The organism is Paenibacillus silviterrae, assembly GCF_030167925.1.
In the GTDB taxonomy this organism is placed as follows: domain Bacteria; phylum Bacillota; class Bacilli; order Paenibacillales; family NBRC-103111; genus Paenibacillus_G; species Paenibacillus_G silviterrae.
This window is the reverse complement of the sequence record NZ_JASKUT010000001.1, coordinates 4,312,648-4,337,194: the sequence shown is the minus strand read 5'-3', so window position 1 is coordinate 4,337,194 and position 24,547 is coordinate 4,312,648. Positions and strand designations below refer to the sequence as shown.

Here is a 24,547-nt window from a genome sequence, read left to right as displayed (position 1 = left end):
TTACGGCCCCACCTTTCCGAGCAAGTAAACGACGGTGAAGATGAATACCCACACGACGTCGATAAAGTGCCAGTAAAGCGCTGCAACATAATACTTCGGAGCCGTAACGACCGTCAGCCCCTTCTTGAAGCCCTGAATGATCAGAAGACCGATCCAAAGCACCCCGAAAGCAACGTGGCCTCCATGGAAGCCGACCAATGCATAGAAGGAAGTCGAGAAGGCACTGGTCGTAAAGCCGTGACCTTCATGTACATAGTGATAGAACTCATAAATCTCAAGACCCAAGAACGCAAGTCCGAGGGCAATCGTTACCGCCATCCAGCCTTGAAGCGCCTTGAAGTTATTGCGGTGCATCGCCATGATGGCGAATACGCTCGTCAAGGAGCTTGTAAGCAGGATAAACGTTGACAAAGCAACAATGTCAAGCTGGAACAAATGCTGAGCCGTCGGACCGTCCGGCACTTGGTTACGAAGTGCCACGAACGATGCAAACAGCGTACCGAACAATACGCATTCTCCGCCGAGGAACAGCCAGAAGCCGAGAACTTTATTCTTACCTTCCAGGGTTGCCGTTTCCGGATGAGGTGGCAGGGCACCGCCTACTTCGTGATGTGCTGCACTCATGCCTTAACCCCCTTATCATCGTTTAACTCTTCCGGTTCGATATGCCAGCCGTGATCGTCGTAAACGGAACGAAGGAACATACAGATCAAGGTGATGCCGATACCGATAATACTTACAGCATAGTGGTGATACATGAAGCCATAACCCGAAATGAACAAGCCAACCGACATAAAGAACGGCAGGATCGAAGGCGATGGCATGTGGATCGAGCCGATTGGCTCTGCCGGAGTCATTTCTTTGTTGCCGGCCATCTTTTCTTTCCAGAAAGCATCCAAGCCGCGAACCAGCGGAGTCTGCTTGAAGTTATATTCAGGAGCTGGAGAAGAAATCGTCCACTCCAATGTACGTGCATCCCATGGATCGTTCGGTGCATTCATCGGCTTGCGGGACGTAGCGATGATGTTGATGATAAATGCAATCGTACCGATACCCATCAGAATCGCACCAATGGTACTAATAAAGTTACCTTGCTCCAAACCGACGCCCGGCTCGTAAGTGAATACGCGGCGAGGCATACCCATCAGTCCGAGGAAGTGCTGCGGGAAGAAGGTCAAGTGGAAGCCGATGAAGAAGGTCCAGAAATGAATTCTTCCGAGTGTTTCGCTCAGCAGACGGCCGAACATCTTAGGCCACCAGTAGTAAGCAGCTGCGAACAAACCGAGCACCAAGCCGCCGACGATAACATAGTGGAAGTGAGCTACAACGAAATACGTATCGTGGTATTGGAAGTCAGCCGCAGGAACTGCAAGCATAACCCCTGTTACCCCACCCATAACGAATGTCGGGATGAATGCTGTCGCAAAAATACTTGCTGTTGTAAACTTGATTTGACCGCCCCACAGAGTAAACAGCCAGTTAAATACTTTCACCCCAGTAGGTACTGCGATCGCCATCGTCGCTACCCCGAATATGGCGTCCCCGATCGGACCGATACCCGTTGTAAACATATGGTGAGCCCAAACCATGAAGCCAAGGAAACCGATAAGCGCTGTAGCGAATACCATGGAGCTGTAACCGAACAGACGCTTGCGGGAGAACGTAGATACGATATCAGAGATCATACCGAATGCAGGGAGAATCAGAATGTATACCTCCGGATGACCGAAGATCCAGAAGATATGCTCCCACAGTACAGGGTTACCGCCCTTCGATACATCGAAAAACGCCCCGTCAAAAATGCGGTCGAACATCAATTCAACCAGACCTACCGTAATGGCAGGGAACGCGAACAAGATCAGGATGGACGTAATAAAAGCAGTCCAGGTAAACAGCGGCATCCGCATGTAAGTCATACCAGGCGCGCGCATGTTGATAATCGTTACGATAAAGTTAATACCACCGATTAAGGTACCGAGACCGGCGATCTGTAAGCCCAGCACGTAAAAGTCTACGCCCTTAAAGGCCCCTGTAGGATCGACAAGTCCGGAGAGCGGCGGGTAAGCCGTCCAGCCCGCATCCGGCGCACCGCCTAAAAACCAGGAGGTGTTGAGGAGCAAGCCCCCGAAGAAGAACAACCAAAAACCAAGGGCGTTCACGAATGGATACGCTACGTCGCGCGCTCCGATTTGGAGTGGTACGATCGCATTCATGAAGCCGAAGATGGCGGGCATGGCCGCCAAGAAGATCATCGTTGTTCCGTGCATCGTCGTTAACTGATTAAAAGTGTCCCCGATAAAAATCTTCTGGTCCGGGTAGGCCAGCTGAATCCGGATCAGGATCGCTTCCAGTCCACCGATCAGGAAGAAGAATCCGCCTGCAAGCAAGTACAGGATCCCGATCTTCTTGTGATCGACGGTCGTCAGCCAATCCATGATGCCGGTATGACGTTTAACTGTGTGTGCGTGAGCCACGAATGTAACCTCCTTTTTCCATTGATGCCGTTATTGCAGCGCGTTCAGATATTTAATCAAATCATTCACGTCTTGTTCACCAAGCGGTTTTGGTCCGTTAGGTCCGAACGCAGGCATCTTGTTGCCCGGCTTCTGCGCTTGCGGATCGAGAATCCACTTTCTCAGGCTCTCATCGTTATGCGGCAGAATTCCGGCAACCATCTCACGCTTCGCAAATCCGTTGAGGTTCGGTCCGGCGCCAAGTCCTTGTGCATTGACTGCGTGACAGGACAAGCAGTTATCTTTAAACACTTGCTCGCCGCGCTTCGCGTCTGCAGGGATAGTAGCCGGAGCTTTCATATCGGCAACCCACTTATCGAAGTTCGCAGGATCCAAGCTGTTTACTTTAAATAACATCAATGCGTGGGAAGCTCCGCAAAGCTCCGCACAAATCCCTTTGAACGTATCCACTTCATCCGCTTGCAGATAGAAGATGTTGTTCAATCCAGGGTTGGTATCCATTTTCCCGCCGAGCGATGGAATCCAGAAGGAGTGCTTTACATCGGATGCCGTAATTTCAAAAGCGATTTTCTTCCCTGTAGGGATGACCAGGTCTTGTGCAGTCGCAATCCCCAGGCTCGGGTATTCAAACTGCCACCAGAAAGCATGGGCCGTTACCTTGACGTGCAACGCATCCTGGTTACCGCGGTGGTCCTCAAGCGCCTTGAACGTATACTGAACTGTCGGTACCGCCAGAATGAGCAGCAAAATGATCGGAATAACCGTCCAAATCAGCTCGAGCGTATGGCTTCCTTCCACTTGCTTAGGTACGATATCTTTTTCGCCCTTTTTCTGTCTGAAGCGAACGAGCACGTACAGGTAAATAACAAAAACGACCACTACGACCAGAATCATAATCCCAAAGCTGAGCTTCATCAGGAATAGCTGGTCTCTGGCCACGGGTCCTCTTGGTCTCAAGGCGGAAGTCGTCGGATCTCCACACCCTGCTAGCAGTAACACCATCCATAGAGGGATGAGCCGCCACAGATTTTGCCATCGAATCATCTTATCAATCCCACCTTAGAACGTAAATGTTTCGGAACAACGAGCACTTGCCGTCTTACAAAATTGCCATAAAACCCTTGCAAAAAAAATCATTTCCTGTCAAGGAACCTAATCACCATTATAACTATAAATTCGTGCCTACTTTTTGTCAATCAATCTAGACGAGTTCACAAAACGTTCGGAAGTCCGCCATTTTTCCTTTGTTGACGTCATTTTTCCTCTTCATGGTTATTTCCAAAAAGAGGTGAAATTATGCATATTGCGAACCAATGTTTATGACGCATAAAACCTCCTATTTAATGAATCCTAAGAGTAGTTCATTCATTATGAGGAGGCCTGGTCATGAAATTATCCCGCTTGCTGAAGACCGTCTCTCTGGGCGTGCTGACCGTCGGTATTTCCGGCTGCTTCGCTTACTATGACTACAACAGCGCTAATAACTACGGCTCCAGACGCGATGCTCCGCCGGAAAACAACTCCCGTGCTTATCAGACTCAACAGCAGTATGCCACCGTTTCCCATAAAGTAACCAACCTGCAGCTAAATCAAACACTGTCCGACATGGTGCAGGGCATGAGCGGCGTAAACAGCGCCATCGTCATGATGGGCGATAATATTGCCTATGTGGCGATCACCATCGACAATACGGCCTTCGGTACCCGCAGCGGCCGTGCAGATGCTGTGCCTGGTCACGGTTCAGAGACAAACAACTACGGACTTGTTAGAGGCTTATACAACACCTACGACCAGGGGAACGATTATGCCGATCCTAATCAGCTGATTCCGGGAGTGCAAGGTGCCGATACGGTGATGCATCATGAGTATTTATCCCATATGTTTAAGCAAAAAATTGCCGAAAAGATTCGCATGGCCCAGCCATCGGTTCAGGATGTGTACATTTCGGCCAACCGTGATTACGTCAATGAGTTTAATGCCATTGCACAGGAAGCATGGCAAGGGCGACCGCTAGAGCCATATCGCGAACGGTTTGTTTCATTAAACGAACGTATATTCGGCACTGGCGTCACGATCCCTACGCAAACGGAGAATAATGGACGGTAACCGAATGAAAGCATCGATGTAAAACTACAATATATATAGGTAGAAATAGGCAACAATTAGCGCTGCATGGGGCCTAAGGCCTCATGCAGTTTCTTTTTTCCCGCGGTTCCTGTAGAATGCTTACATATAATAACCGGAATGTTTTTCCACCTAAGGAGAATGATCATGAAGAAGAATGGTTTTGCGGAGCTAGGCATAGATTCGGATTTGGCGGAGGCGCTGGCAAAGGAAGGATATACGGATCCCACGCCCATTCAAAAGCAAGCGATCCCTCTTGCTTTAACGGGGGATGATTTGATTGCACAGGCGCAGACCGGAACGGGGAAAACGCTGGCCTTCCTGCTGCCGATGCTGGAGTCGCTGGATGCAAATAAGTCCCACGTGCAAGGATTGGTAATAACCCCAACCCGCGAGCTGGCCATTCAAATCACCGATGAGGTGAAGAAATGGGCGCCTCTGCGCGGTTTACGAGTTTTGTCTGCTTATGGGGGACAGGATGTCGAAAGGCAGATCAGGAAGCTTGAAGGTGCGGTGCATATGATCATTGCAACGCCTGGGCGTCTGCTTGATCACCTTCGCAGGGAAACCGTGGATCTCGGAAGGCTGTCGGTGCTCGTATTGGATGAAGCGGATCAAATGCTGCATATGGGCTTTCTAACCGAGGTGCAAGAGATTATTATGCAAACGCCGACACGACGGCAGACTATGCTGTTCTCCGCGACGATGCCGGATAAAATCAAGCAGCTGGCGCGGAACTATATGCGCACGCCTAAGGAAGTCGCCGTTCAGGCAAAGAAAATTACTCTGGAGGAAATTGATCAGGTTGTCGTTCGCACGACAGACCGAGGCAAGCTGGATGCACTTTGTAAAACGATCGATGAGGATCCTCCTTATTTGGGAATGATCTTCTGCCGGACGAAGCTGCGGGCCACGAAGCTGAATGCGGAGTTGAACGAACGGGGCTACAGCTCGGATGAGCTGCACGGTGATTTGACCCAAGCTAAGCGGGAGCAAGTCATGAAACGGTTTCGCGATGCAAAAATTCAATTGCTGGTAGCGACGGATATCGCCGCAAGGGGACTGGATGTAGAAGGAATTACCCATGTATATAACTACGACATCCCGCATGACGCAGAGAGCTATATTCACCGCATTGGACGGACGGGACGTGCGGGCGAGCGCGGTAAGGCGATTACCTTCGCAGCACCGCGGGATGCCGATCATCTCGAGAAAATCGAGAGAGGGATCAAGCAAACTCTCGCGAAGCGGCAGGGCCGGGCGCCGGAGGGCGAGCAAGCTGCGCGCGGGCGCGGCGGCGACCAAGCTACGCGCGGACGCGGCGGCGAGCAAGCTCGCGCGGGGCGCGGCGGCGAGCAAGCTACGCGCGGACGCGGCGGCGAGCAAGCTCGCGCGGGGCGCGGCGGCGAGCAAGCCCGCGCAGGGCGCGGCGGCGAGCAAGCCACGCGCGGACGCGGCGGCGAGCAAGCTGCGCGCGGACGCGGCGGCGAGCAAGCTCGCGCGGGGCGCGGCGGCGAGCAAGCTCGTGCGGGGCGCGGCGGCGAGCAAGCTCGCGCGGGGCGCGGCGGCGAGCAAGCTGCGCGTGGACGCGGCGGCGAGCAAGCCCGCGCGGGGCGCGGCGGCGAGCAAGCTGCGCGCGGGCGCGGCGGTGAGCAAGCTCGCGGCGCGGGCACAGCGGCACGCGGGCGCGGGACGGACAAAGCGGCCACCTGGGCAACGGGCAATCCGGCGCGGACGGGTGTTGCGGCACGAGGACGTGGAGCGGATACGAAGCGTGGTGGTGCGAATCGAAGCGGTGGCGGAAGGCGCGGAAGATAGGCGATCCCAGTTCGGGTGGAGAAAAACGCTTGGGAGGGCACAAGCTCTCCCCCTCCGCCCTTTACCTCTTCCTGGAAAGCATGTAAAATAAGGAAGTGGGCTGCCGTCAACGATCTGATCTTTCACTACCATGAAGGAGGGATTCTATGTACGAGTTAAAGGATACAGATACAATCTTTATCTTCACAGGCCCGAACGGAGCCGGGCGCAGGACCGTTGCACAAATGTCAGGCGATACGCTTGGAGTCAAACAGGTGCTTTCCTACACGACACGTACACCACGCTCTTCTGAAGTAGATGGACAGGATTATTTTTTTATTACCCGAGATCAGTTCGCCGAGGCGGAAGCGGCCAAGCAATTTATTGAGGTACTTGAAATCGACGGAAACCTTTACGGGATCAAGGAACAGGATGTCGCTTCGATGCTTCAGAAGCACGGCGCGATTTATCTCATCTTGAACCGGTACGGTGCCGACGTACTGAAGCAGGTCTACGGCAATCACGCGGTACGGATCTTCATCTATGCAGATCGGCAAACCGTGCTCCGGCGCGAGCAGGAACGCGGCGACTCGCCTGAGCTGATTGACCGGTACATGTCGCATTACGACGAAGAGATGGCTTACAAGGATGCTTGTGAACACGTTTTCGAGAATGTGGATTTAGCTCATACCGTTTTTGATTTAACGAAGACGCTCGACCAGAAGTATTTGCACCGCAACCTGCTGGATCTCGATTAGAAGCAGCCGGTTACATACAACCTAACAGAAGAGACCGTTAAGACCCTTCACGAGTCTGCGGTCTCTTTTGCCTATCCGAAAGGAGCAGCCATGCGATGACCATCATCTCTATTGAACCTACCCCTAGCCCGAATACGATGAAAATTACATTAACCGAACGTGTCCCGGAGCATGTCAGGGAAACCTATACCCGGCAGGAGGCCGGCCGCGCTCCCGAGCCGCTGAACCGTTTGCTGGCGATCGAGGGAGTCCGGAGCTTGTACCGCTCGGCGGATTTTATCGCCCTGGATCGAACGGCTCACGGTGATTGGCAGCGAATCCTGGCAGAGGTTCGCGAAGTATTAGGAGGATCCGCCTCTCACCCTGCCGGCACGGCTCCCGATCACCCGCAGCAAGAAACCTCCTTCGGTGAGGTCCATGTCAAGCTTCAGCACTTTCGGGGAATCCCCCTTCAGCTGCGGGCATCCAACGGCACTGAAGAGAAACGGGCGGCGCTTCCCGAAAGATTCAATGAATCGGCCATACGCGCTGCTGCCGCAGCCCCTAACTTAATTAGGGAACGAAGCCTGGAGGATTGGGGTGTCCGTTACGGCGATTTACAGGAAGTACTTGACGAGCTGGTGCAGGAAATCGACGCCTCCTTTCCCCAAGAACGGTTGGAGCAGCTGATTCAACAAGCTATGGATGCGCCGGTAGCTAGCATAGCCGAAGCACTTGAAGCAGTGGATCGGCAAACCGGTCTATCGTACGAAGAGCTGGAACGCCAGCTAAAGGATCCCGACTGGAAAAAGCGCTATGCGGCGCTGGAGCAGATCAAGCCGGAGCCGCAAACCGTGCCCCTTCTTTTGCTCGCCCTGCGGGATGAGAAATCCACAGTACGGCGCCTGGCAACCGTTTATCTCGGCGATTTGAAGGATTCTTCCGTGCTTCCCTATCTTTATGAAGCATTGAAGGACGATTCCGTTTCGGTTCGCCGAACGGCCGGCGATACGCTCTCCGACCTTGGGTTTCCCGAAGCGCAGGATGCTATGGTCGAGGCGCTCGGCGACCCGAATAAGTTGGTTCGCTGGAGAGCGGCACGCTTTCTGTATGAAGCCGGTGATGCCGAGGCTCTCCCTGCCCTGCAGGCTGCGCAGGAGGATCCCGAATTCGAGGTTCGCATGCAAATTCGCATGGCCATCGAACGGATCGAGAGCGGTGAAGCTGCCGCGGGCTCCGTATGGCAGCAGATGGCCAACCGGGAAAAATAGAGCGTAAACCAATAAACACCGGATGGTCGCTTCCAAGAAGCCTCCATCCGGTGTTTACGATGCTTACAGTTCAATACGAAGCTTCAACAAGCCGGCCTTCTTGACCGCCTGATAGAAAATGACGACCAGCGGACCTAGGAACAACCCCGCCAGTCCGGCCAATTGGAGCCCGATATATAAGCTGACAAGGGCCGCCAAGGCACTGATACCCACGGCATCCGCCACGATCTTCGGCTCGGCGATGCGGCGGAAGATCGTAATGACAACAAAGAGAATGATCAGCCCGATCCCAAGTCGCTGATCTCCAGCTACAAAGCTGTAGATGGCCCATGGAACGAGGACGGAGCCCGTACCCAGAATCGGCAGCAGGTCCACAATGATGATCAGCAGCGCAATCGCCAGCGGATAGCTGACACCGAGGAACAGCAATCCTACAAGGGAAACGATGTAAGTAAGAAAGCTTAGCAAAATTTGCGCTTTTAAGAACCCGACCACTGCGACTCTAAGGTGTTCCAGAACAGCCTCCATCTTATGCCGCGTATTCTCCGCGAAGATCGATAGGAAAGCCTGCCTAATATTCGGGAGACCGAAGCTGATCAAGTATAATGCAATCACAAATACGATCAGGAAGATGAGCAGATTCGGCACCGTTTTCGCAATGCCCAGCATCATGCCGGACAAAGACGTAACAAGGAAGTTAATTCCCTGAGTAATATATTCGAGCCCCATCTCAACCCCGCTCTGGATATAACCCGCCCAATCCTCAGGGAAGGAGCGGTACAGGATCCCCTCACCCACTACAGCCTCTCTTACAAACCGGTCCGCTTCGCTAATGATCCCGGGGACCTTCCCCATATACTCTACAAATTCATTAAAAATCGTCAGCCCGATAAAAATAACGAGGGCCAATGCGCCGATCAAAAACAAAGAGCATACGGTCAAAGCACTCATAACGCGGTTCAGCTTCAGGCCCCTCTGCAGCCACCCGACGAAAGGCTCCAGCAAAATCGCTACGATGAGAGCCAGCAAAAACGGAAAGCCCACCGTAAACATCAGGTACAGCAGCAGAATGGCGGCAGCCATGAAGCCAATCGTTCTTAGCGGCACATGCTTTCCTTCCCTTCTATGTACGATAAGCCGGGAGTCCTGCTCCCGGCTGCAATTAAATCAGCAATTCATCCGCGGCATCAGGCAGTGCAGCAGGCACTTCACGGCTTACCTCGACCCTTCGAATTCGATGCTCTTCTTTATCCACCACGACGAATCGCAGGCCATCATACTCGATAGGCATATTCAGCTGGATATCCGGGTTCTGCGTATACAGCCAACCGCCTATGGTATCTACATCCTCGTGCTCCAGTGCCGTGCCGAAGATAGCATTCAATTGGGTCAGCAGCACCTTGCCGTCCAGAATGTATTTGTCTTGATCGATTTGCTCGATCTCTTTGGCCTCGTCGGCGTCGAATTCGTCTCGAATCTCTCCGACGATCTCCTCTAATATATCCTCCATCGTAATCAGCCCGGAGGTACCGCCGTACTCATCGACCAGAATGGCGATGTGAACACGCTCCTTCTGCATCCGCTTCAGCAATTGATTCAGCGGCATGTACTCTGGGACGCTAAGCACCGGCTGCAGCAGCTCGGAGATATCGAACGATTCGGAAAGATGATCATATTTTAAGAAAAATTGCTTTGTATTAATAATCCCGATGATGTTGTCCTTGCTTTCCTGAGCAATCGGAAATCGTGTGTATTGCTCCCGGCGGATCACTTCCAAATTCTCTTCCAGTGAGTTATTCGTATATAAGCATACCATATCCGTACGCGGCACCATAATCTCACGCGCCAGCATCTCGTCAAAGGCGAAGATTCGATTCACGTAGCCGTATTCCGCCTTGTTGATTTTGCCGCTCTGGTAGCTTTCGTTGACAATAATTTGGATTTCTTCCTCCGAGTGGGCTTCCTCATGCTCCTTTGCCGGCTTCAAGCCAAACATCCGCACAAGCCCATTCGCAGAACCGTTAAGCAGCCAAATGAAAGGATACATCACCTTATAAAATAACATGATCGGCTTCGCCGTAAACAGACTCACGGCCTCCGCTTTCTGAATTGCCCATGTTTTCGGGGCAAGCTCACCTAACACGACGTGCAAAAAGGTGACCGAAGCGAAAGCGATAACGAAGGATAACAAGCTGGCGATATCCTCTCGAACACCGAACATTTCAAATAACGGATGCAGCAGCTTCTCCACCGTCGGCTCCCCGAGCCAGCCTAAGCCAAGCGCTGTAATCGTAATACCAAGCTGGCACGCAGACAAATACCCGTCCAAATTGGCTTGAACCCTTCTCACTGCCACCGCATTGCTCTTTCCTTCCGCAATCAGCTGATCTACGCGACTGGAGCGCAAGCGAATGATAGCAAACTCCGTAGCAACAAAGAAAGCAGTCAGCAGAATCAACAGCGCGACGAGAAACAGATTTAAGGCCATATCAACCTTCCTCATAAGTAGATTTTAAAACCATGAACAGATAAAGTTCTTATGAACTTATTATAGTAAAGATCAGGTAAATAGGAAATGCTCTAAAAAGGGCGCCTTCGACCATTTAAGGCGTCTACGGGTTTATTTTCCCGCAAAAGAAGTTCGGCATCTTCATTATCTACCTTTGACAAGCGCTTACGACTGGATTTATGATGAGTTCATATGAACCCGAAAATTTAAGCATGAACGGAGGTGGCAGGAGTTTGGAGACCTTCACGCTTACCCGCAAGGAAATGGCGCAAATGCTCCTGGCCATGAAAGGCGCCGCGGATCGAAGTCCGTTAATGATTTTGCAGGAGGCCTGGAAAAAGAATCACCTGACCCAAATGAAGCACGGCAGCTCGCTCACGGCCTTTCTCTCCACTCATCTTCCTCCGGTCATGGAGAAAATGATCAAGCACGAGAGCATGGAAGGCTTTTCTCTGCAAGAGATAGTATCCCTCGGAAACCAAATTGAATATACCAATATCTCCATCACCTCGATGCAAAACTGGGTGAAACGGGATTTCAAGGATTATTTGGGGTCGCCCAAGCTCGGCAAAAAATACTCGGTCGATCAAGCGGCGCTGCTCTTCATTATTGATGATATGAAGCATTGCCTCGATTTTGAAGCGATTCGCAAGCTGCTTCACGTCGTCCTTCGCAAGCCGGAGGAGGACAGCGATGATTTGCTTGGCCCAGCGGAGCTATATGCCGCGTATTCACGGCTGTTCGAAGAGCTGGATGCCAATAACGACCAAGTCATGGACGTTCAAGGACACGGCTTCGGCAAAAGAAATTACGATGCGCTGACCGAAACGACGATCCGGCATAAGGCCGACCAGTACGCCTGCAGTCTGGAGGGGCTGAATGCGGAGCAGAAGGAAGCGGTGCGCAATGTGCTGTTCATCGCGATGGTATCCGTGCAGACGGCCTACTTCCACTCGCTGGCCCGCAGGTATATGAATGCAACGCTGTTTCTCCATGGGCTAAGCTAGGCGGCCGCCGCGAAACAAAAGCAATCGCAAAACGTATTACTAAGTAATACTCAAGTGGAGGTGGATCTACGATGTATCTTCTGGCGATATTGCTTCCTCCTGTGGCCGTTTTGTTCTGCGGCAAGCCGTTTCAGGCATTTCTTAACCTGATTCTGACCCTATGCTTCTGGCTTCCTGGCGCCATCCATGCCTGCATGGTCGTTCATGAGCGCAAGCAGGACAAACGGATGGAGAAGCTTGCACGACATATGCACCATTAATGGATTAAAAAAGGCAGCTTCCGTACCCGGGAATCTAGTATCCCGTGCCGGCAGCTGCCTTTTCTCGGTGGCCGCATTTTTGTTACTGATCCAAGCCTCTGCCTTGGACGGGAAGAAGGCCTCGTACTCGCCCATCCCGAAGCCACAGTCCTCCCCAAGCAAGAACGGCGAAATAAACAGGAAACAGCGTATGGGTAAACAGCGGGGCATCCATCCGCAGCTGGGTTGCGATCACTCCGCCAAAGTAGCCGGTCAGCAGCAGCGCTCCCAGGAACGATGTGCGCGGGACGGCATACAGGATCGTGGAAAGCAGCCCGAGAATCCCAATGATCGCGATGTGATGCTCCCCAAAGCCTAGCGTAACGGTTCCTTCGATAACCGGTGCGGGCTTCACCAGCTTCATTATGCTGTCCATAAACATGAATAAAATGGTAATCCCGCTCATGATACGTGCCGTCCATAGCCGGCCTTTGGACAATTTTCCAGTCATGTACATAACCTCCATTGTTTCATTTCATCGTTCCTTCTAAGATAACATGACCAAGCGGCAAGCGTTTCTCTTCGATTGCTATTTATTCATTGGTCTTAAATCTCTTTCCTAACTATGATAAAATAAAGCTATCATGAGCATACACAGGTGATAAGATGAAACGTTCCGGCAAACGAGCCGTCATTTTCTCAGGCGGGCAGCTCGGAAAATGGGCATTGTCTGAGATAAGGGACAACGATATGCTGATCGGTGCGGATCGGGGAGCACTCTTTCTGGTACAGCAGGGGTACCGGCCGGACGTAGCGTTAGGTGATTTCGACTCGGTTAGCAAAGACGAGCTGCGGCAGATTGAAGCTTGCAGCAAGCACTTTACCGCGTGCGACCCTGTCATGAAGGACTGGACGGATACGGAAATGGCGGTTCGATTCGCCCTGCAGCAAGAGGTGAGCGAAATCCTGCTGTGCGGCGTGCTCGGCACCCGCTGGGATCATTCTCTGGCGAATGTACACCTGCTTCGGCAAGCCTTGGATGCCGGCGTTGACTGCCGGATCGTCGATGCTCATAATGAGCTGACCTTGCTGAGCGGACCGTCGAAGCATAGCGTGGTCAAGGGGCGCTTCTCCCATGTATCGCTGCTGCCGCTAAGCCTGGAAGTGAGGGGCATTACCCTGCTGGGCTTCCAATATCCGCTCTACGAAGCGACCCTGACTCTCGGACAATCGCTCGGGATCAGCAACGTGCTGCTCGGCTCCGAAGGGAGGATCACCCTGCGTGAGGGGCTGCTGCTGGTGATCCAAAGCACGGACACAGCCGCCAAGGAATGAGCGCCAACACAAACAGACAGGGAACATTTCGTCTGCCTTGGGCAGGAGAAGCGTTCCCTGTCTGTTGATTTATGCGGTAACGGCACTCGTAGGATCCGCGTTGCCGGATTGCAGCTGGTACATCCGGTAATACCGTCCTTGCAGCTGCATCAGCTGCTCGTGATTGCCCCGTTCTACGATCTCTCCGCGGTGCAGCACGAGGATCTGATCCGCTTCGCGGATAGTCGAAAGCCGATGGGCGATCACGAACGTAGTCCGCCCCTCGCTCACCACCTGCAGCGCCTGCTGGATCAGGCCCTCCGTCTCGCTGTCGATGCTGGCCGTCGCCTCATCGAGGATGAGGATCGCCGGGTCGAAGGCGAGCGCCCGCGCGAACGAAATAAGCTGCCGCTGCCCGGCGGACAGCGTGCTGCCCCGCTCGACGACCGGCTCGTCGTAGCCTCCCGGCAGCTGCTCGATGAAGGAGGCGGCTCCGACGTCAGCCAGCGCTTTTTTCACCTGATCCATGCCGATCTTGTCGTTATATAAGCTCACGTTGAACTTGATATCTCCGGCGAACAGGAACGGGTCCTGCAGCACGATGCCCATATGCTTTCGAAGGGCTTGCTTGGACATGCCCTTGATGTCCTGGCCGTCGATGCGGATCGAACCGCCCGTAGGCTCGTAGAAGCCGAGCAGCAGGTTCATGATGGAGCTTTTGCCTGAACCGGTGTGTCCCACAAGAGCGACTGTCTCCCCGCGCCGCGCCTCGATGTTGATTCCGCGCAGCACAGGCTCTCCTTCCTTATAGGCAAAGGTCACGTTATCGAACACCACATGCCCTTCTGGACGCTGTACCTCCTCGGTTGCCTCCACCTCGGAGCCCTCCAGATCGAGTAAATAAAACACCTTCTCGGCCGAAACCAACGCGCGCTGCGCATTCAGCAGCTGATCGAAAATCCCGATGATCGGCTGGAAGAACCGGCCCATGTAATCAATGAAGGCGTAGAAGACACCGAAGGAGATCGCCGTCTGCAGCGATTGCCCGCCGAAGTACCAGATCGTGCCCGCCGTAAAGAGGGAACCGACCAATCCCGTAAAGTTCCGGGAGGACAACGAGAACACCCGTATTTGCTTGATGTTGTTCACATACCTGTCGTGGTTGAGCACCTCGAACTCATCCCGGCGCGCCTTCTCCTGCCGGAACGCCTGCAGGATCGGCATGACGGCGATCGATTCGCTGATCATCGCGTTCATATCGCTCAGACGGGCACGCATGACCTCGATGTATTTTCTCGAATACTTGAGATGCACCGCCATCACTACCGTAAAGAGCGGCACGAAGAGCAGCGCCACCATAGCAAGGCGAACATCAAGCAGAAAGAGCGCGATATAAATACCTGCAATATTGATCGTACTGACCACGAAGGTGGCCATGAAGCTCATGAACAGATCGCGGATCGCTTCGGTATCGTTAGCGATACGAGAGACGACCTGGCCGATCGGCGTGCTGTCGAAATAGCGGATCGGAATGCGCTGAATATGATTCATAAGGTCCATCCGCATCCGTTGGATAATACGAAGCGCCGTCGTCTGAAGGGTATACCCTTGGATATAGTGCATGGTGCTGCCGGCGATCAGCAGCCCGACGAACAGCCCGAGCCAGCCCAGCACCGGCTTGAAATCATGCTGGTAGAAGAGTCCGATCTCCGCCGACGTCAGCTTCGTCCCGGAATAGGTTTCCACAACGCCGCCGGCTCGGGTGACCTGTACCTTCGCTTGACCGCCCGAAGCAGTCGCTTCCTCCGCGAGCTTCCAGTCGCCGCTGTAGTCGGACGGCTCCCGCACGAGATACATCCCCCGCTCCAGCTGCATGATGCGCACGGGCTTGCCGAAGTCCGTCCCACCCGCCGGCGCCCAGTCCTGACGAATGTAAGCCCGGCCGCTCCAGTCCACCCGCTTGATTCCGGAAGGCACCCGGCCGGGCTCCGCCGCTTCGTACCACGGCTGCTGTATACCCGCGATGTGCTTGTCGATGATGGTTTTAGCGATGAACGGGCCCGCCAGCTCCACGCCTACCGCACAGCAGAGAACAAGCAATGCCGCCAAAATTCTATATTTAAAAATAAGTGCGTAGTTCAGTAATCTTCTTGCCTTCGAAGGCTTATCGGATTTCATTGTATTCCCATCCCTCCTTACCCCCCGCTTATTCCTGCAGGTTCGCCTCCAGCTGCTGTCGTTCGAACTGCTCTTTGTACCATCCTCCGAACAGCATGAGCTGCTCATGCGTCCCCTCTTCTACGATCCTTCCGTCCTCCAGCACTACGATCCAGTCCGCATGCATGACGGCAGAGAGACGATGGGTGGCGATCAGCGTTGTTTTTCCTGCCCGTTCGGTTCGGATATGCTGCAGGATGGCGCTCTCGGTCCGCGCATCGACCGCCGACAGCGAGTCGTCGAGAATCAAAATTTCCGGATTCACCAGCAGCGCTCTCGCAATGCTGACCCGCTGCTTCTGGCCGCCGGACAGCATCACGCCGTTCTCGCCGACGACCGTTTCCAGCCCTTGCGGCAGCTGAGCGATGTCCTGCGTGAAGGAAGCCATCTCGATAGCGTGCCGCACCTGCTCATCCGTGGCTCCCGGCACGCCTAGGGCAATATTTTGCCGCACCGTCTTCGAGAGCAGAAGATGCTCCTGAGGCACATAGCCGATCCAGCTGCGAATCCTCTCCACCGTCAGCTGCTCAATAGGGATTCCGGAGATGCGAACCTTGCCGGGCTCCACCGTATAGTAGCGAAGAAGCTGCTTCAGGAGCGTACTCTTGCCGCTGCCGGTCCGGCCCACAAGGCCTAACGTTTGCCCGCGCTCCAGGGTCAGGGACACATCCCTCAGACTATCGCTCGAAGCACCGGGGTAACGGAACGTCAAGTGGTCCAGCTCAATCCGGCTAGGCATCTCCACCTGCGCAGGCTGCGAAGGATCCTGAACGTCCGATTGCTGGGCGAAGCTCGCGGACAGCCGGTCCACCGAAGCCGTCCCCCTCTGCAGTACATTAATAAATTCGCCGAAAGCGATCATCGGCCAAATCAGCATCCCGAGGTAAATGTTAAAGGAAATCAGCTGCCCCAGCGTGATCTCCTGCTGAAATACCAAATACGAGCCGTAGCCGATGCCGATCACATAGCTCATCCCGACAATCAGGGAAATAATCGGATGAAACAGCGCATTGATCGCCGCTACCTTCATGTTCTTCGTCATGACGTCCTGCGTCACCCGATCGAAGGACTCCAGGTCATGCTTCTCCTGCACATACGAACGGATTACCCGCATGCCGGAAATCGACTCCAGCGCCTGGTCGTTCATTTTGCCGAAGGCGGCCTGCGCGGCAATGAACCGCTTCCGGGTTTCCTTCCCGAGCCGGCTGATGGCCATTACGACGAAAGGCATCGGAATGAGCGCCGCCAACATCAGCTTCCAGCTGATCAGGGAGACCATCGTCGTAATGACAACCGCTGTGCCGACGACGGTATTGACCAAGGTCATGACGCCGTAGCCTGCCGTCTGGCTGATAGCCAGCACGTCGTTCGTAGCAAGTGCCATCAATTCTCCCGTGCTGTTGCGTTGAAAAAAAGAAGGCGCCATCCGCGTCAAATGCGCTAGCAGCCGGGTGCGCAGCAGCTTTTCCAATAAGATGGAATTGCCGAACAAGGTTGTGATCCAGATGTAAACCATTCCGTAGACAAGCAGCGCCAGCCCGACGAGGAGGAGCACGGATTGCTGAAGCTCTGCTGCCGTCAGCGACCCGGTGCGAATGCTGTCAATGACCGACCCGATCATTCGCGGCGGAATAATGCCCAGTATGTTCACCAAGGCCATCAATCCGATCGCGACGGCATAATGGATCCAGCGGTCCCGGAAAAACCATGAAAGTCTCATAATAAACGACATTGTGAGTAAGCCTCCTTTTCACACACCTTTTAACATACCATAATCTGGGTAGTTTGCCATCGGAAAGTTTAAGTTAAACGATTCCGTACACGACAAAGAAGCCCTTCGGCTGTGAAGGGCCCTCCTAAGTACAGCTTCTATCCGCTTATCCAATTCAGCAGAGGAACGGCCGCAGCCGCAATGAGAATCGACGGCAGCAGATTCGCCACGTGAATCCGGCGAATGTCCAGCACATTCAGACCCAGCCCCATAATGAGCACGCCGCCGACAGCGGTGATCTGTGTCAGCATTTCGGTCAGCATCGCTTGATCAATCAACGCGGCGATGAGCGAAGCGGCCAAGGCGATGGCTCCCTGATACAGAAATACCGGCACGGACGAGAACAGCACCCCGATTCCGAGTGTCGAAGCAAAAATAATGGCCGTAAAGCCGTCCAGCATGGCCTTCGTATACAATATATCGTGGTTGCCGCGCAGCCCTCCGTCCATGGCACCCAGTACAGCCATCGCTCCCACGCAATACAGCAGCGTTGTGCTGACGAAGCCCGCAGCAATGCCGCCCTGCTTCATGCCGGGTACGACGGCATTCACCCCGCGCTCCAGCAGCTTGCCGAGCCGCTCCAATCCCTGCTCCACCTTCAGCAGCTCCCCGATCAAGCCGCCCAGGACCAGGCTCGACACAATAAGCAGGAAATCGCTTGACTTCAATGTCATGGAAATTCCCAGCGCAAGCAAGGCAAGTCCGATCCCCTGCATCACCGTTTGTCTAATCCTATCGCGCATTCCCTGCAGAAATAAACCTAGAAGCCCTCCGGCAATAATCGCCAGCGCGTTGACAATCGTTCCCCACAATGCCATTCTTTTGTTCCTTTCCTTGTTGTCTTGCATGTCATGCAGACCCGAAAATACTTGTACCATCATAACGCCGACGAGGATTTTTGACAACGGGTTGATTCGCACCCGCCTTCATACTTCGCACCAATCAGGGTATACTAACGCTCGAATTCGATGAAGGAGGGTTATGGAAGCCATGGCAAACAACAAAGACATGAACCCGATGTCCGGGGAAGAAGTCGAAACCACCGGCGTGTATGCGAATGAAGACGGACGAGAAGAGACATTAAAGCGCGGTGATGTGTTTCCGTCCGATCTGACGCTCGGGAAGACGGAGTGGGAGCTGGTCAGTCTCCCTCTCGAGAGCCAGGAAGCGGAGCTCTTTAAGAACACCAAAGCCAACACGGAGAAGCGCCAGCACATCAACCAAGGCCACGCAGAGCCGAACCGGGCGGAATAGCAAGCCATCAGTAGGCAAAAGAGAAGAGCGTCCTTCACGGTCCGCCGCGGAAGACGCTCTTTGTTATGGAAGCCGGTCAGCCTACTGACAAAAAAGGCACCCCCCGGAAATTTCTCCCGGAATGCCTGAATGATTACTTCCGCCCGTAGTCGGCTTTGATCTCGCCCCAGGCTTTGGTATCCCACTTGATGATCTTGTTCGGATACTTATTGTTCTGCAGCCAAGCCTCCGCCCGGTCTACCAAATCCCAGATCTCCTTCGTAGACGCATCGCGCACCAGAGTGGAGGCTACCTTCTTCTTCTTGACCCAGCTGATCGCCGTCATGGAGTCACTATACACCGTCATGCTGCTGCCCTTCTTCTTCAGATAGGCCAGCGCGTGCACGATCGCGAGAAATTCGCCCATATTGTTCGTTCCCTTAGAGATCGGAGGATGCTGGAAAATGACCTCGCCCGTCCGCGTGGACACGCCCTTGTACTCGACGATGCCGGGATTGCCGCTGCAGCCCACATCCACGGACAAGCTGTCGAGGTCCACCTCGGGTGCGAGCTCCCCGCTTGGGGAGCCTGCCGACTTCGTCTTGGCTCCCGTTCCCGCAGTGCTCTTCGCCGCCGCGCCGAACGTCGCCTTCCACCCGCGGGCCAGCGCCGCCTTCGCCTCCGCCTCGCTCTCGAACGCTTTAAATTTCGCTTGCGGGAAACCGTTCGTCTGCGCCTGACACTCTGCCCAAGAGGTGTAGATGCCCGGCTGACGGCCCTCCCATACTACATAATACTTCGACTTTGCCAACGCCAGTCCCCGTCCTTATCCGTTTTGCCTTGCTTCCTGCTGCTGCAGCTGCTTGAAAAAGTCGATAAAGTACGCCCCGTATTTGAAAAACTTCGCTTCCCCGACGCCCTTGATCTTCAGCATCGCCGCCGGATTGGTCGGCTTCACGCCGCACATCTCGCGCAGCGTACTGTCCGGGAACACGATGTAAGGCGGGATGCCCTCGCGCTTCGCGATCTCGGAGCGCACGCGACGCAGCTCGTCGAACAGCTCGCTCTCCACATCCTGCATGGTCGCCGCAGCCGGCTTCACGCGGACCTTCTGCACGACGCGTTCCTCGCCCGTCAGCACGGGAGCCGCCTTAGGCCCGAGCTTTAGCAACGGGTACTTGCCCTCCGTCAGCTGCAAATATCCTTCCGCCGTGAGCAGCTGAATCAGATCGACGATCTCCTTCTCCGTGCGCTTCGCCATGAGCCCGTACGTGCTTAGGCTGTCGAAGCCGAACTCCAGCACCTTCTTGTTGCGGGAGCCCTTCAATACCGACGCCACAAGCGTCGTACCGAACCGTTCGCGCATGCGGCGGACGCAGGAGAAGATCTGCTGTGCTTCCAGCGTAATATCCGTCAGCTGCCGATCGGGACTTGCGCAGCTGCTGCACTTGCCGCAATCGCCTGCCGGCTCCCCGCCGAAGTACCGCACGATATAGCTCTGCAGACATTGCGCCGTGTGGCAGTAGTCGGCCATCTGCTGCAGGCGGCGATACTCCTGAGCCCGCCGCTCCGGGTCGCCCACCGACTGCTCGATGAGGAACTTCTGAATGTGAATGTCCTGCGGGCTGAACAGCAGCATGCATTCGCTCGGTTCGCCGTCACGGCCCGCACGACCGGCTTCCTGATAATAGGCCTCCATGTTTTTCGGCATATTGTAATGAATGACGTAACGCACGTTCGATTTATCAATCCCCATCCCGAACGCGTTCGTCGCAACCATCAGCTGCACCTCGTCGTACAGGAACTGCTCCTGCATGGCCGCCCGCTCCTTATCCGTCATCCCGGCATGGTATTTGCCGACGGACAGCCCTTTGCGCTCAAGCAGGTCGTGCAGCTGGTCGACGTCCTTGCGCGTAGCCGCATAGATGATCCCCGCGTCGCCCTTATGATCCCGGATATATTCCAGCATCACATCGCGCTTGTTCTCGCCCTTGATCACCGTAAAGCTCAGGTTCTCCCGGGCGAACCCGGTGACGAACACTTGCGGCTCCCGCAGCCGCAAATTGGCGACCACATCCTCTCGCACCTGATCCGTCGCGGTTGCTGTAAAGGCAGCAAGCAGCGGTCTCCCGGACAAATGCTTCACAAGCTCATGAATGCGCATATAGCTCGGGCGGAAATCGTGTCCCCACTGGGATACACAGTGCGCCTCGTCCACCGCAATCATCGGCACCTGCAGCTCGCCGAGCAGCTCGATGAACCGCTCCGACTCCAGACGCTCCGGCGCTACGTACAGCAGCTTGTATTCGCCGCGTGCCGCCTTGCGGATCCGATTCTCCACCTGCGGGTACGTCAGCGCACTATTGAGATACGCCGCCGGCACACCGATGCTGTCCAAGCTGTCGACCTGGTCCTTCATCAACGAAATCAGCGGAGAAATGACGATCGTCGTCCCCGACATCATCATCGCCGGAATCTGATAGCAGATCGATTTGCCGCCCCCGGTCGGCATAATGCCCAGCGTATCCGAGCCGGACAGGATACTGTCGATCACCTTCTTCTGTCCGTCGCGAAATGCAGGATAGCCGTAATATTTGCGCAGCAGCTCTTGTGCCTGCTCCATCGTGCCAATCATCACTGCTGCCTCCTTTGTCCAAAATCTATGTGTAGAGCCTTCATGCTTGCCTCACCCTTCGGGAGATGACAGGCTCCCCGTCCCATAACACTTGTGTCTGCGCCCGGCGGCTCATCACTTCCGGCTCTTCCAGCAGAACGAAGAAGTTTTTCGTCGGCAAGTGGCCGAGCCTATGCTTGGCCGACAGCTTATCGAGGTAAGGGCGCATGTCCTCGTGGTTCCCCGACATGTTGTCTCCTGCCTCAGAGAAAGCGTACAAAGCACTGGCGACCGGCACCCGTTTAACCCGAAACCGTTCTACCGCCCGCAGGAAAAAATCCCAATCCCAATAATGATACATCTCCGTATCGAACGGTCCCAGCGCCTCATAAACGGAGCGACGGAACAAACAGCCCGACGACACGAAGGTGGAAAACTTGCGCATCGCCTCCACGTCGTGCTCGTAGGCAAAGACGAATCGTTTCGTTGCACGGCGGGCCCGATTCTCGACGGCATAATCGAAGATCTCCACATCCGAGTACACCAGATCGGCATCGGCCAGTTCCGCCACCATCCGCTCTACATGCGTAGGGAGGAGCAAATCGTCATCGTCGCAAAGCAGGATCAGCTCGCCCCGGACCAGCTCCAGTCCCCGGTTACGGGCAAAGACGTGCTTTTGATTCGAAGGCATAGTCACGATAGTGATGTCAAGCTCAGGATAAAGCTCCTTGACTTCCTCCACCGGCTCTCCGGCGTCGTTCACCACGATGATCTGCAAATGCTTGTACGTCTGACGAGCCAGTGATTCAAGGAGCTCGCACAGGAAATCCGGCCGGTTATAAGTAGGAATGATAACAGAAATTAACGGTTGGTATTCACTCATGGATCAGCTCAAGCTCCTTCATGGTTACTCCGTGCGCACCCATAGCTGCTACCCACCACTATACCGAAAAAATGCGAAAAGGGAAACCTTGCGCCGTCTCCTTTTCACTGGTAAGTGCTAGGCCTCCCCGGCTTCCGGCAGGCGGTAGCCGCCCTGCGAAAAGACGATTCTCCGCTTTAGGCGGCTGTGCTACAATAAAGTTATCAACCGAATCGAACACAAGAGCATACCAAGTGATCTCGAAGGAGGTATTCGCCATGCCACAGCAAAAAAAGGGTCAAATCGATACGGGTGCCGGCACGAATCCGGTAACGGAAGCCTCGGCTCCGTCCGTGATCGAGGAGAAGCAGGCCCCAAAGCGCAGACGACCGGCTAAAGCCGCCCCGCCGGTTTCCGCTGCAGAGCTCGTTGCCGATGATTCCGTTGTCGTTGCAGAGCCCGTCGCTGCTGAGCCCCAAGAAGAGCCGCTGATTTCCCTGCTTGAGGTCGGCCTCAAGAAGAAGGAGCGCAGCGAGACGCATGACAAGGACCGCGTTTACATCCGCAAGGACCTCAAGGCTCGGCTGGACGCCGTTGCGGAAGGGCGCGGGAAAGGCTTCAAAACGCTGCTGCTCAACTACGGGCTCGAGAAAGCGCTGGAAGAGCTGGAAAGCGCAGAAGCGAAAACAAAAGAGGAGGCGTAATCACGCCTCCCCCTCCTCTTAGATCGCCAGCAAAGGAACCGATTCTCTTTGCTTCAGCCCTTCTACCATCTCATGCCACAGCTTCGGCTTATCCGGCAGCACGGCATAATACGTTTCCAGGAACTTGACGACCAGCGCCGCCGGCACCGCCGACATTTCCGCCCCGATCGGCATGAAGCATAGGTCCAAGCCCTGAACCGCCTCCCCATCCTGCTGCCAGGACGGATGCACGTAGTCCACATCCAGCTTTAAGTAGCCAAGGTGTGCCAGAACCTCACGCCGTACATAAGGGTTCATCGATTTCACCCCGCCGAACTCCAGCGCATCCACCAGATAGGGATTGTAGATTTCGGCGAACATCCCTTGAAGCCGGCCTCCTGCAGCAGCCACAACCGCCTGCAGATCCTTCATCCGCTCCTTCGCCAGGAAAGGTCCGATACCGAGGCCATCACGTCCGATGATGGTAAAATCAGTCATGGCCACCTGCATGTCCTCATAGTAGCGGTACTCCGTTGCCCCCGCCACTTGTCCGTCCCGGACGGCCACGAATACGCGGATGCCCGGATCCTGAAGCGGTCCCGCCCAATCCTCGAAGGCCAGCACCTCTTCCGGAGGAAACACCGTTTGCATCAGCTCATGCATTTGTTTAAAGTAAGGATCGCTAATATCCGTAATCCGATGATAGATCATGAATTCGTTCAACCTCCAGCCCGTTTCGAATAATAAGATCTTGTCCCGCAGAACATCCCTCTTATTATAACGGACTTCGCCAGCTTTATCCAAATCGTACGTTCTCTTATCGTACCTTATGATGCGGCTGCAGCCATCCCGGCCTCATGGAGCTGTCCAAGAAATTGCGTCAATTCTTTCACTCCGGTTATCGTCACATCCCAGACCTCCGGGTCGCTGGACGGGTAAGGCGCGATCCATGCCGTTCGTCCTCCTAGCTTACGGATCGGATGCAGGTCATTCCAGGCATGATCCCCGATGGACAGGATTTGGTAAGGGGCCGCCACTCCTTGCTTCACCAGCTCACGTACGAACAGTTCGATTCCCTTGGGCTTGTCGGCTGCATAATGAATCTGATCGAATAATTCCTCGCAGCCCAGCGCACGGATAAATTCCTCCCCAGTATCCCTCGGAGAATTGGTCAGCAGTACTTTGGTCCTCAGCTTCGTTAAACCGTGAATCGTTTCGATCAGCTCGGGATGCTTGACCCGTCCGCAGGCGCCGGCCAGCATCTCTTCTCTGACCCTGTAAAACGCGTCCCGCCGCCGTTCCTCACGGATCTGAAGGCGGCTCGCCATAACGTCCGTTACGCTCCAGGCATCTCCCGCATAGATCAGATCCTTTCTCGAGCCCTCCAGGGCATGGAGATCCAGCTCGACCGGCGTACCCGACCAATCGAAGGCGACAGCCCGCTGTTCCTGGAACAAGCGCATCCACACCTTCCGGCCCGGATGATACCAGTCGCCGATTCGGCACCTATGCTGTCCCGACAGGATCCGGCTTACTTCCTCCGTAACGTCAGCCAATGCTCCCTCGTACTCGGTCTCCCGCAGCAGATGGCCCAAGTACCGCTTGTAGAAGGTATCATCCTGATATAATGTGCCATCCAGGTCGAACAAAACTACCTTGATATCCTGAAGCCAATCCATACCCGATGCCTCCTGC

Annotated in this window: 23 protein-coding genes; 9 read left to right on the top strand and 14 right to left on the bottom strand. The window is 54.6% G+C overall.

Annotated elements, in window-relative coordinates; all coding sequences use genetic code 11:
- From QMO62_RS20025 to coxB, 3 genes are read right to left on the bottom strand one after another with little or no spacing between them, the layout of a single operon-like run.
- Entirely contained in the window at positions 1-624 is a 624-nt protein-coding gene (locus QMO62_RS20025) for a cytochrome (ubi)quinol oxidase subunit III (RefSeq protein ID WP_284643651.1), read from the bottom strand.
- Entirely contained in the window at positions 621-2,474 is a 1,854-nt protein-coding gene (gene ctaD / locus QMO62_RS20020; protein WP_284643650.1) for a cytochrome c oxidase subunit I, read from the bottom strand. The genes QMO62_RS20025 and ctaD overlap by 4 nt, the downstream gene beginning before the upstream one ends.
- A 30-nt stretch (positions 2,475-2,504) precedes the next feature.
- Positions 2,505-3,518, bottom strand: a complete 1,014-nt coding sequence (gene coxB / locus QMO62_RS20015) for a cytochrome c oxidase subunit II (protein ID WP_284643648.1) — start codon at positions 3,516-3,518, stop codon at positions 2,505-2,507.
- A gap of 342 nt (positions 3,519-3,860) precedes the next feature.
- On the opposite strand from coxB, the gene QMO62_RS20010 reads away from it, so the two are divergent.
- From QMO62_RS20010 to QMO62_RS19995, 4 genes are all read left to right on the top strand, one after another.
- Positions 3,861-4,580, top strand: coding sequence for a YhcN/YlaJ family sporulation lipoprotein (locus QMO62_RS20010; RefSeq protein ID WP_284643647.1), 720 nt, complete (start codon positions 3,861-3,863; stop codon positions 4,578-4,580).
- A 165-nt stretch (positions 4,581-4,745) separates the two neighbouring features.
- Complete coding sequence (locus QMO62_RS20005; protein ID WP_284643645.1) at positions 4,746-6,416, top strand: DEAD/DEAH box helicase; 1,671 nt, start codon at positions 4,746-4,748, stop codon at positions 6,414-6,416.
- A 146-nt stretch (positions 6,417-6,562) separates the two neighbouring features.
- Positions 6,563-7,153, top strand: a complete 591-nt coding sequence (locus tag QMO62_RS20000) for a guanylate kinase (protein ID WP_284643644.1) — start codon at positions 6,563-6,565, stop codon at positions 7,151-7,153.
- A gap of 95 nt (positions 7,154-7,248) precedes the next feature.
- Positions 7,249-8,403, top strand: a complete 1,155-nt coding sequence (locus QMO62_RS19995; protein ID WP_284643642.1) for a virulence factor — start codon at positions 7,249-7,251, stop codon at positions 8,401-8,403.
- A gap of 63 nt (positions 8,404-8,466) precedes the next feature.
- Here QMO62_RS19995 and ytvI read toward each other — a convergent pair whose 3' ends face one another.
- Positions 8,467-9,510, bottom strand: coding sequence for a sporulation integral membrane protein YtvI (gene ytvI, locus QMO62_RS19990; protein WP_284643640.1), 1,044 nt, complete (start codon positions 9,508-9,510; stop codon positions 8,467-8,469).
- 55 nt (positions 9,511-9,565) lie between these two features.
- Positions 9,566-10,891, bottom strand: a complete 1,326-nt coding sequence (locus QMO62_RS19985) for a hemolysin family protein (RefSeq protein WP_284643638.1) — start codon at positions 10,889-10,891, stop codon at positions 9,566-9,568.
- Between the two features lie 254 nt (positions 10,892-11,145).
- Between QMO62_RS19985 and QMO62_RS19980 the strand changes: the two genes are divergently transcribed.
- A complete protein-coding gene (locus QMO62_RS19980; protein WP_284643636.1) occupies positions 11,146-11,919 on the top strand; it encodes a DUF1836 domain-containing protein in 774 nt (257 codons plus the stop codon).
- A gap of 71 nt (positions 11,920-11,990) precedes the next feature.
- A complete protein-coding gene (locus QMO62_RS19975; RefSeq protein WP_284643634.1) occupies positions 11,991-12,179 on the top strand; it encodes a YqaE/Pmp3 family membrane protein in 189 nt (62 codons plus the stop codon).
- 82 nt (positions 12,180-12,261) lie between these two features.
- On the opposite strand, the gene QMO62_RS19970 is transcribed toward QMO62_RS19975, so the two are convergent.
- Positions 12,262-12,669: a DoxX family protein gene (locus QMO62_RS19970; protein ID WP_284643632.1), complete on the bottom strand. Its 408-nt coding sequence runs from the start codon at positions 12,667-12,669 to the stop codon at positions 12,262-12,264.
- 155 nt (positions 12,670-12,824) lie between these two features.
- On the opposite strand from QMO62_RS19970, the gene QMO62_RS19965 reads away from it, so the two are divergent.
- Complete coding sequence (locus QMO62_RS19965) at positions 12,825-13,493, top strand: thiamine diphosphokinase (protein WP_284643630.1); 669 nt, start codon at positions 12,825-12,827, stop codon at positions 13,491-13,493.
- 69 nt (positions 13,494-13,562) lie between these two features.
- Here the strand turns inward: QMO62_RS19965 and QMO62_RS19960 are convergent, their stop codons facing one another.
- From QMO62_RS19960 to QMO62_RS19950, 3 genes are all read right to left on the bottom strand, one after another.
- Positions 13,563-15,650, bottom strand: coding sequence for an ABC transporter ATP-binding protein (locus tag QMO62_RS19960; protein WP_284643628.1), 2,088 nt, complete (start codon positions 15,648-15,650; stop codon positions 13,563-13,565).
- Positions 15,651-15,678: 28 nt separating this feature from the next.
- Positions 15,679-17,421 carry an ABC transporter ATP-binding protein gene (locus tag QMO62_RS19955; protein WP_284643627.1) on the bottom strand — a complete coding sequence of 581 codons (1,743 nt, stop codon included), beginning with the start codon at positions 17,419-17,421 and terminating at the stop codon, positions 15,679-15,681.
- A gap of 137 nt (positions 17,422-17,558) precedes the next feature.
- Complete coding sequence (locus tag QMO62_RS19950) at positions 17,559-18,278, bottom strand: DUF554 domain-containing protein (RefSeq protein ID WP_284644988.1); 720 nt, start codon at positions 18,276-18,278, stop codon at positions 17,559-17,561.
- Positions 18,279-18,450: 172 nt separating this feature from the next.
- On the opposite strand from QMO62_RS19950, the gene QMO62_RS19945 reads away from it, so the two are divergent.
- A complete protein-coding gene (locus QMO62_RS19945; RefSeq protein ID WP_284643625.1) occupies positions 18,451-18,714 on the top strand; it encodes a hypothetical protein in 264 nt (87 codons plus the stop codon).
- A gap of 133 nt (positions 18,715-18,847) precedes the next feature.
- Here the strand turns inward: QMO62_RS19945 and rnhA are convergent, their stop codons facing one another.
- From rnhA to QMO62_RS19930, 3 genes are read right to left on the bottom strand one after another with little or no spacing between them, the layout of a single operon-like run.
- On the bottom strand, positions 18,848-19,504 hold the full coding sequence (rnhA, locus tag QMO62_RS19940) for a ribonuclease H (protein WP_284643623.1): 657 nt from the start codon (positions 19,502-19,504) through the stop codon (positions 18,848-18,850).
- A gap of 15 nt (positions 19,505-19,519) precedes the next feature.
- On the bottom strand, positions 19,520-21,328 hold the full coding sequence (gene recQ / locus QMO62_RS19935; RefSeq protein ID WP_284643621.1) for a DNA helicase RecQ: 1,809 nt from the start codon (positions 21,326-21,328) through the stop codon (positions 19,520-19,522).
- 40 nt (positions 21,329-21,368) lie between these two features.
- On the bottom strand, positions 21,369-22,190 hold the full coding sequence (locus QMO62_RS19930; RefSeq protein WP_284643619.1) for a glycosyltransferase family 2 protein: 822 nt from the start codon (positions 22,188-22,190) through the stop codon (positions 21,369-21,371).
- 257 nt (positions 22,191-22,447) lie between these two features.
- On the opposite strand from QMO62_RS19930, the gene QMO62_RS19925 reads away from it, so the two are divergent.
- Entirely contained in the window at positions 22,448-22,873 is a 426-nt protein-coding gene (locus QMO62_RS19925; RefSeq protein ID WP_284643618.1) for a hypothetical protein, read from the top strand.
- 18 nt (positions 22,874-22,891) lie between these two features.
- Here QMO62_RS19925 and QMO62_RS19920 read toward each other — a convergent pair whose 3' ends face one another.
- Both QMO62_RS19920 and QMO62_RS19915 read right to left on the bottom strand, forming a co-directional pair.
- Positions 22,892-23,563 carry a GNAT family N-acetyltransferase gene (locus QMO62_RS19920; RefSeq protein ID WP_284643616.1) on the bottom strand — a complete coding sequence of 224 codons (672 nt, stop codon included), beginning with the start codon at positions 23,561-23,563 and terminating at the stop codon, positions 22,892-22,894.
- A gap of 116 nt (positions 23,564-23,679) precedes the next feature.
- Entirely contained in the window at positions 23,680-24,531 is an 852-nt protein-coding gene (locus tag QMO62_RS19915) for an HAD family hydrolase (RefSeq protein WP_284643614.1), read from the bottom strand.
- Positions 24,532-24,547 lie beyond the last annotated feature (16 nt).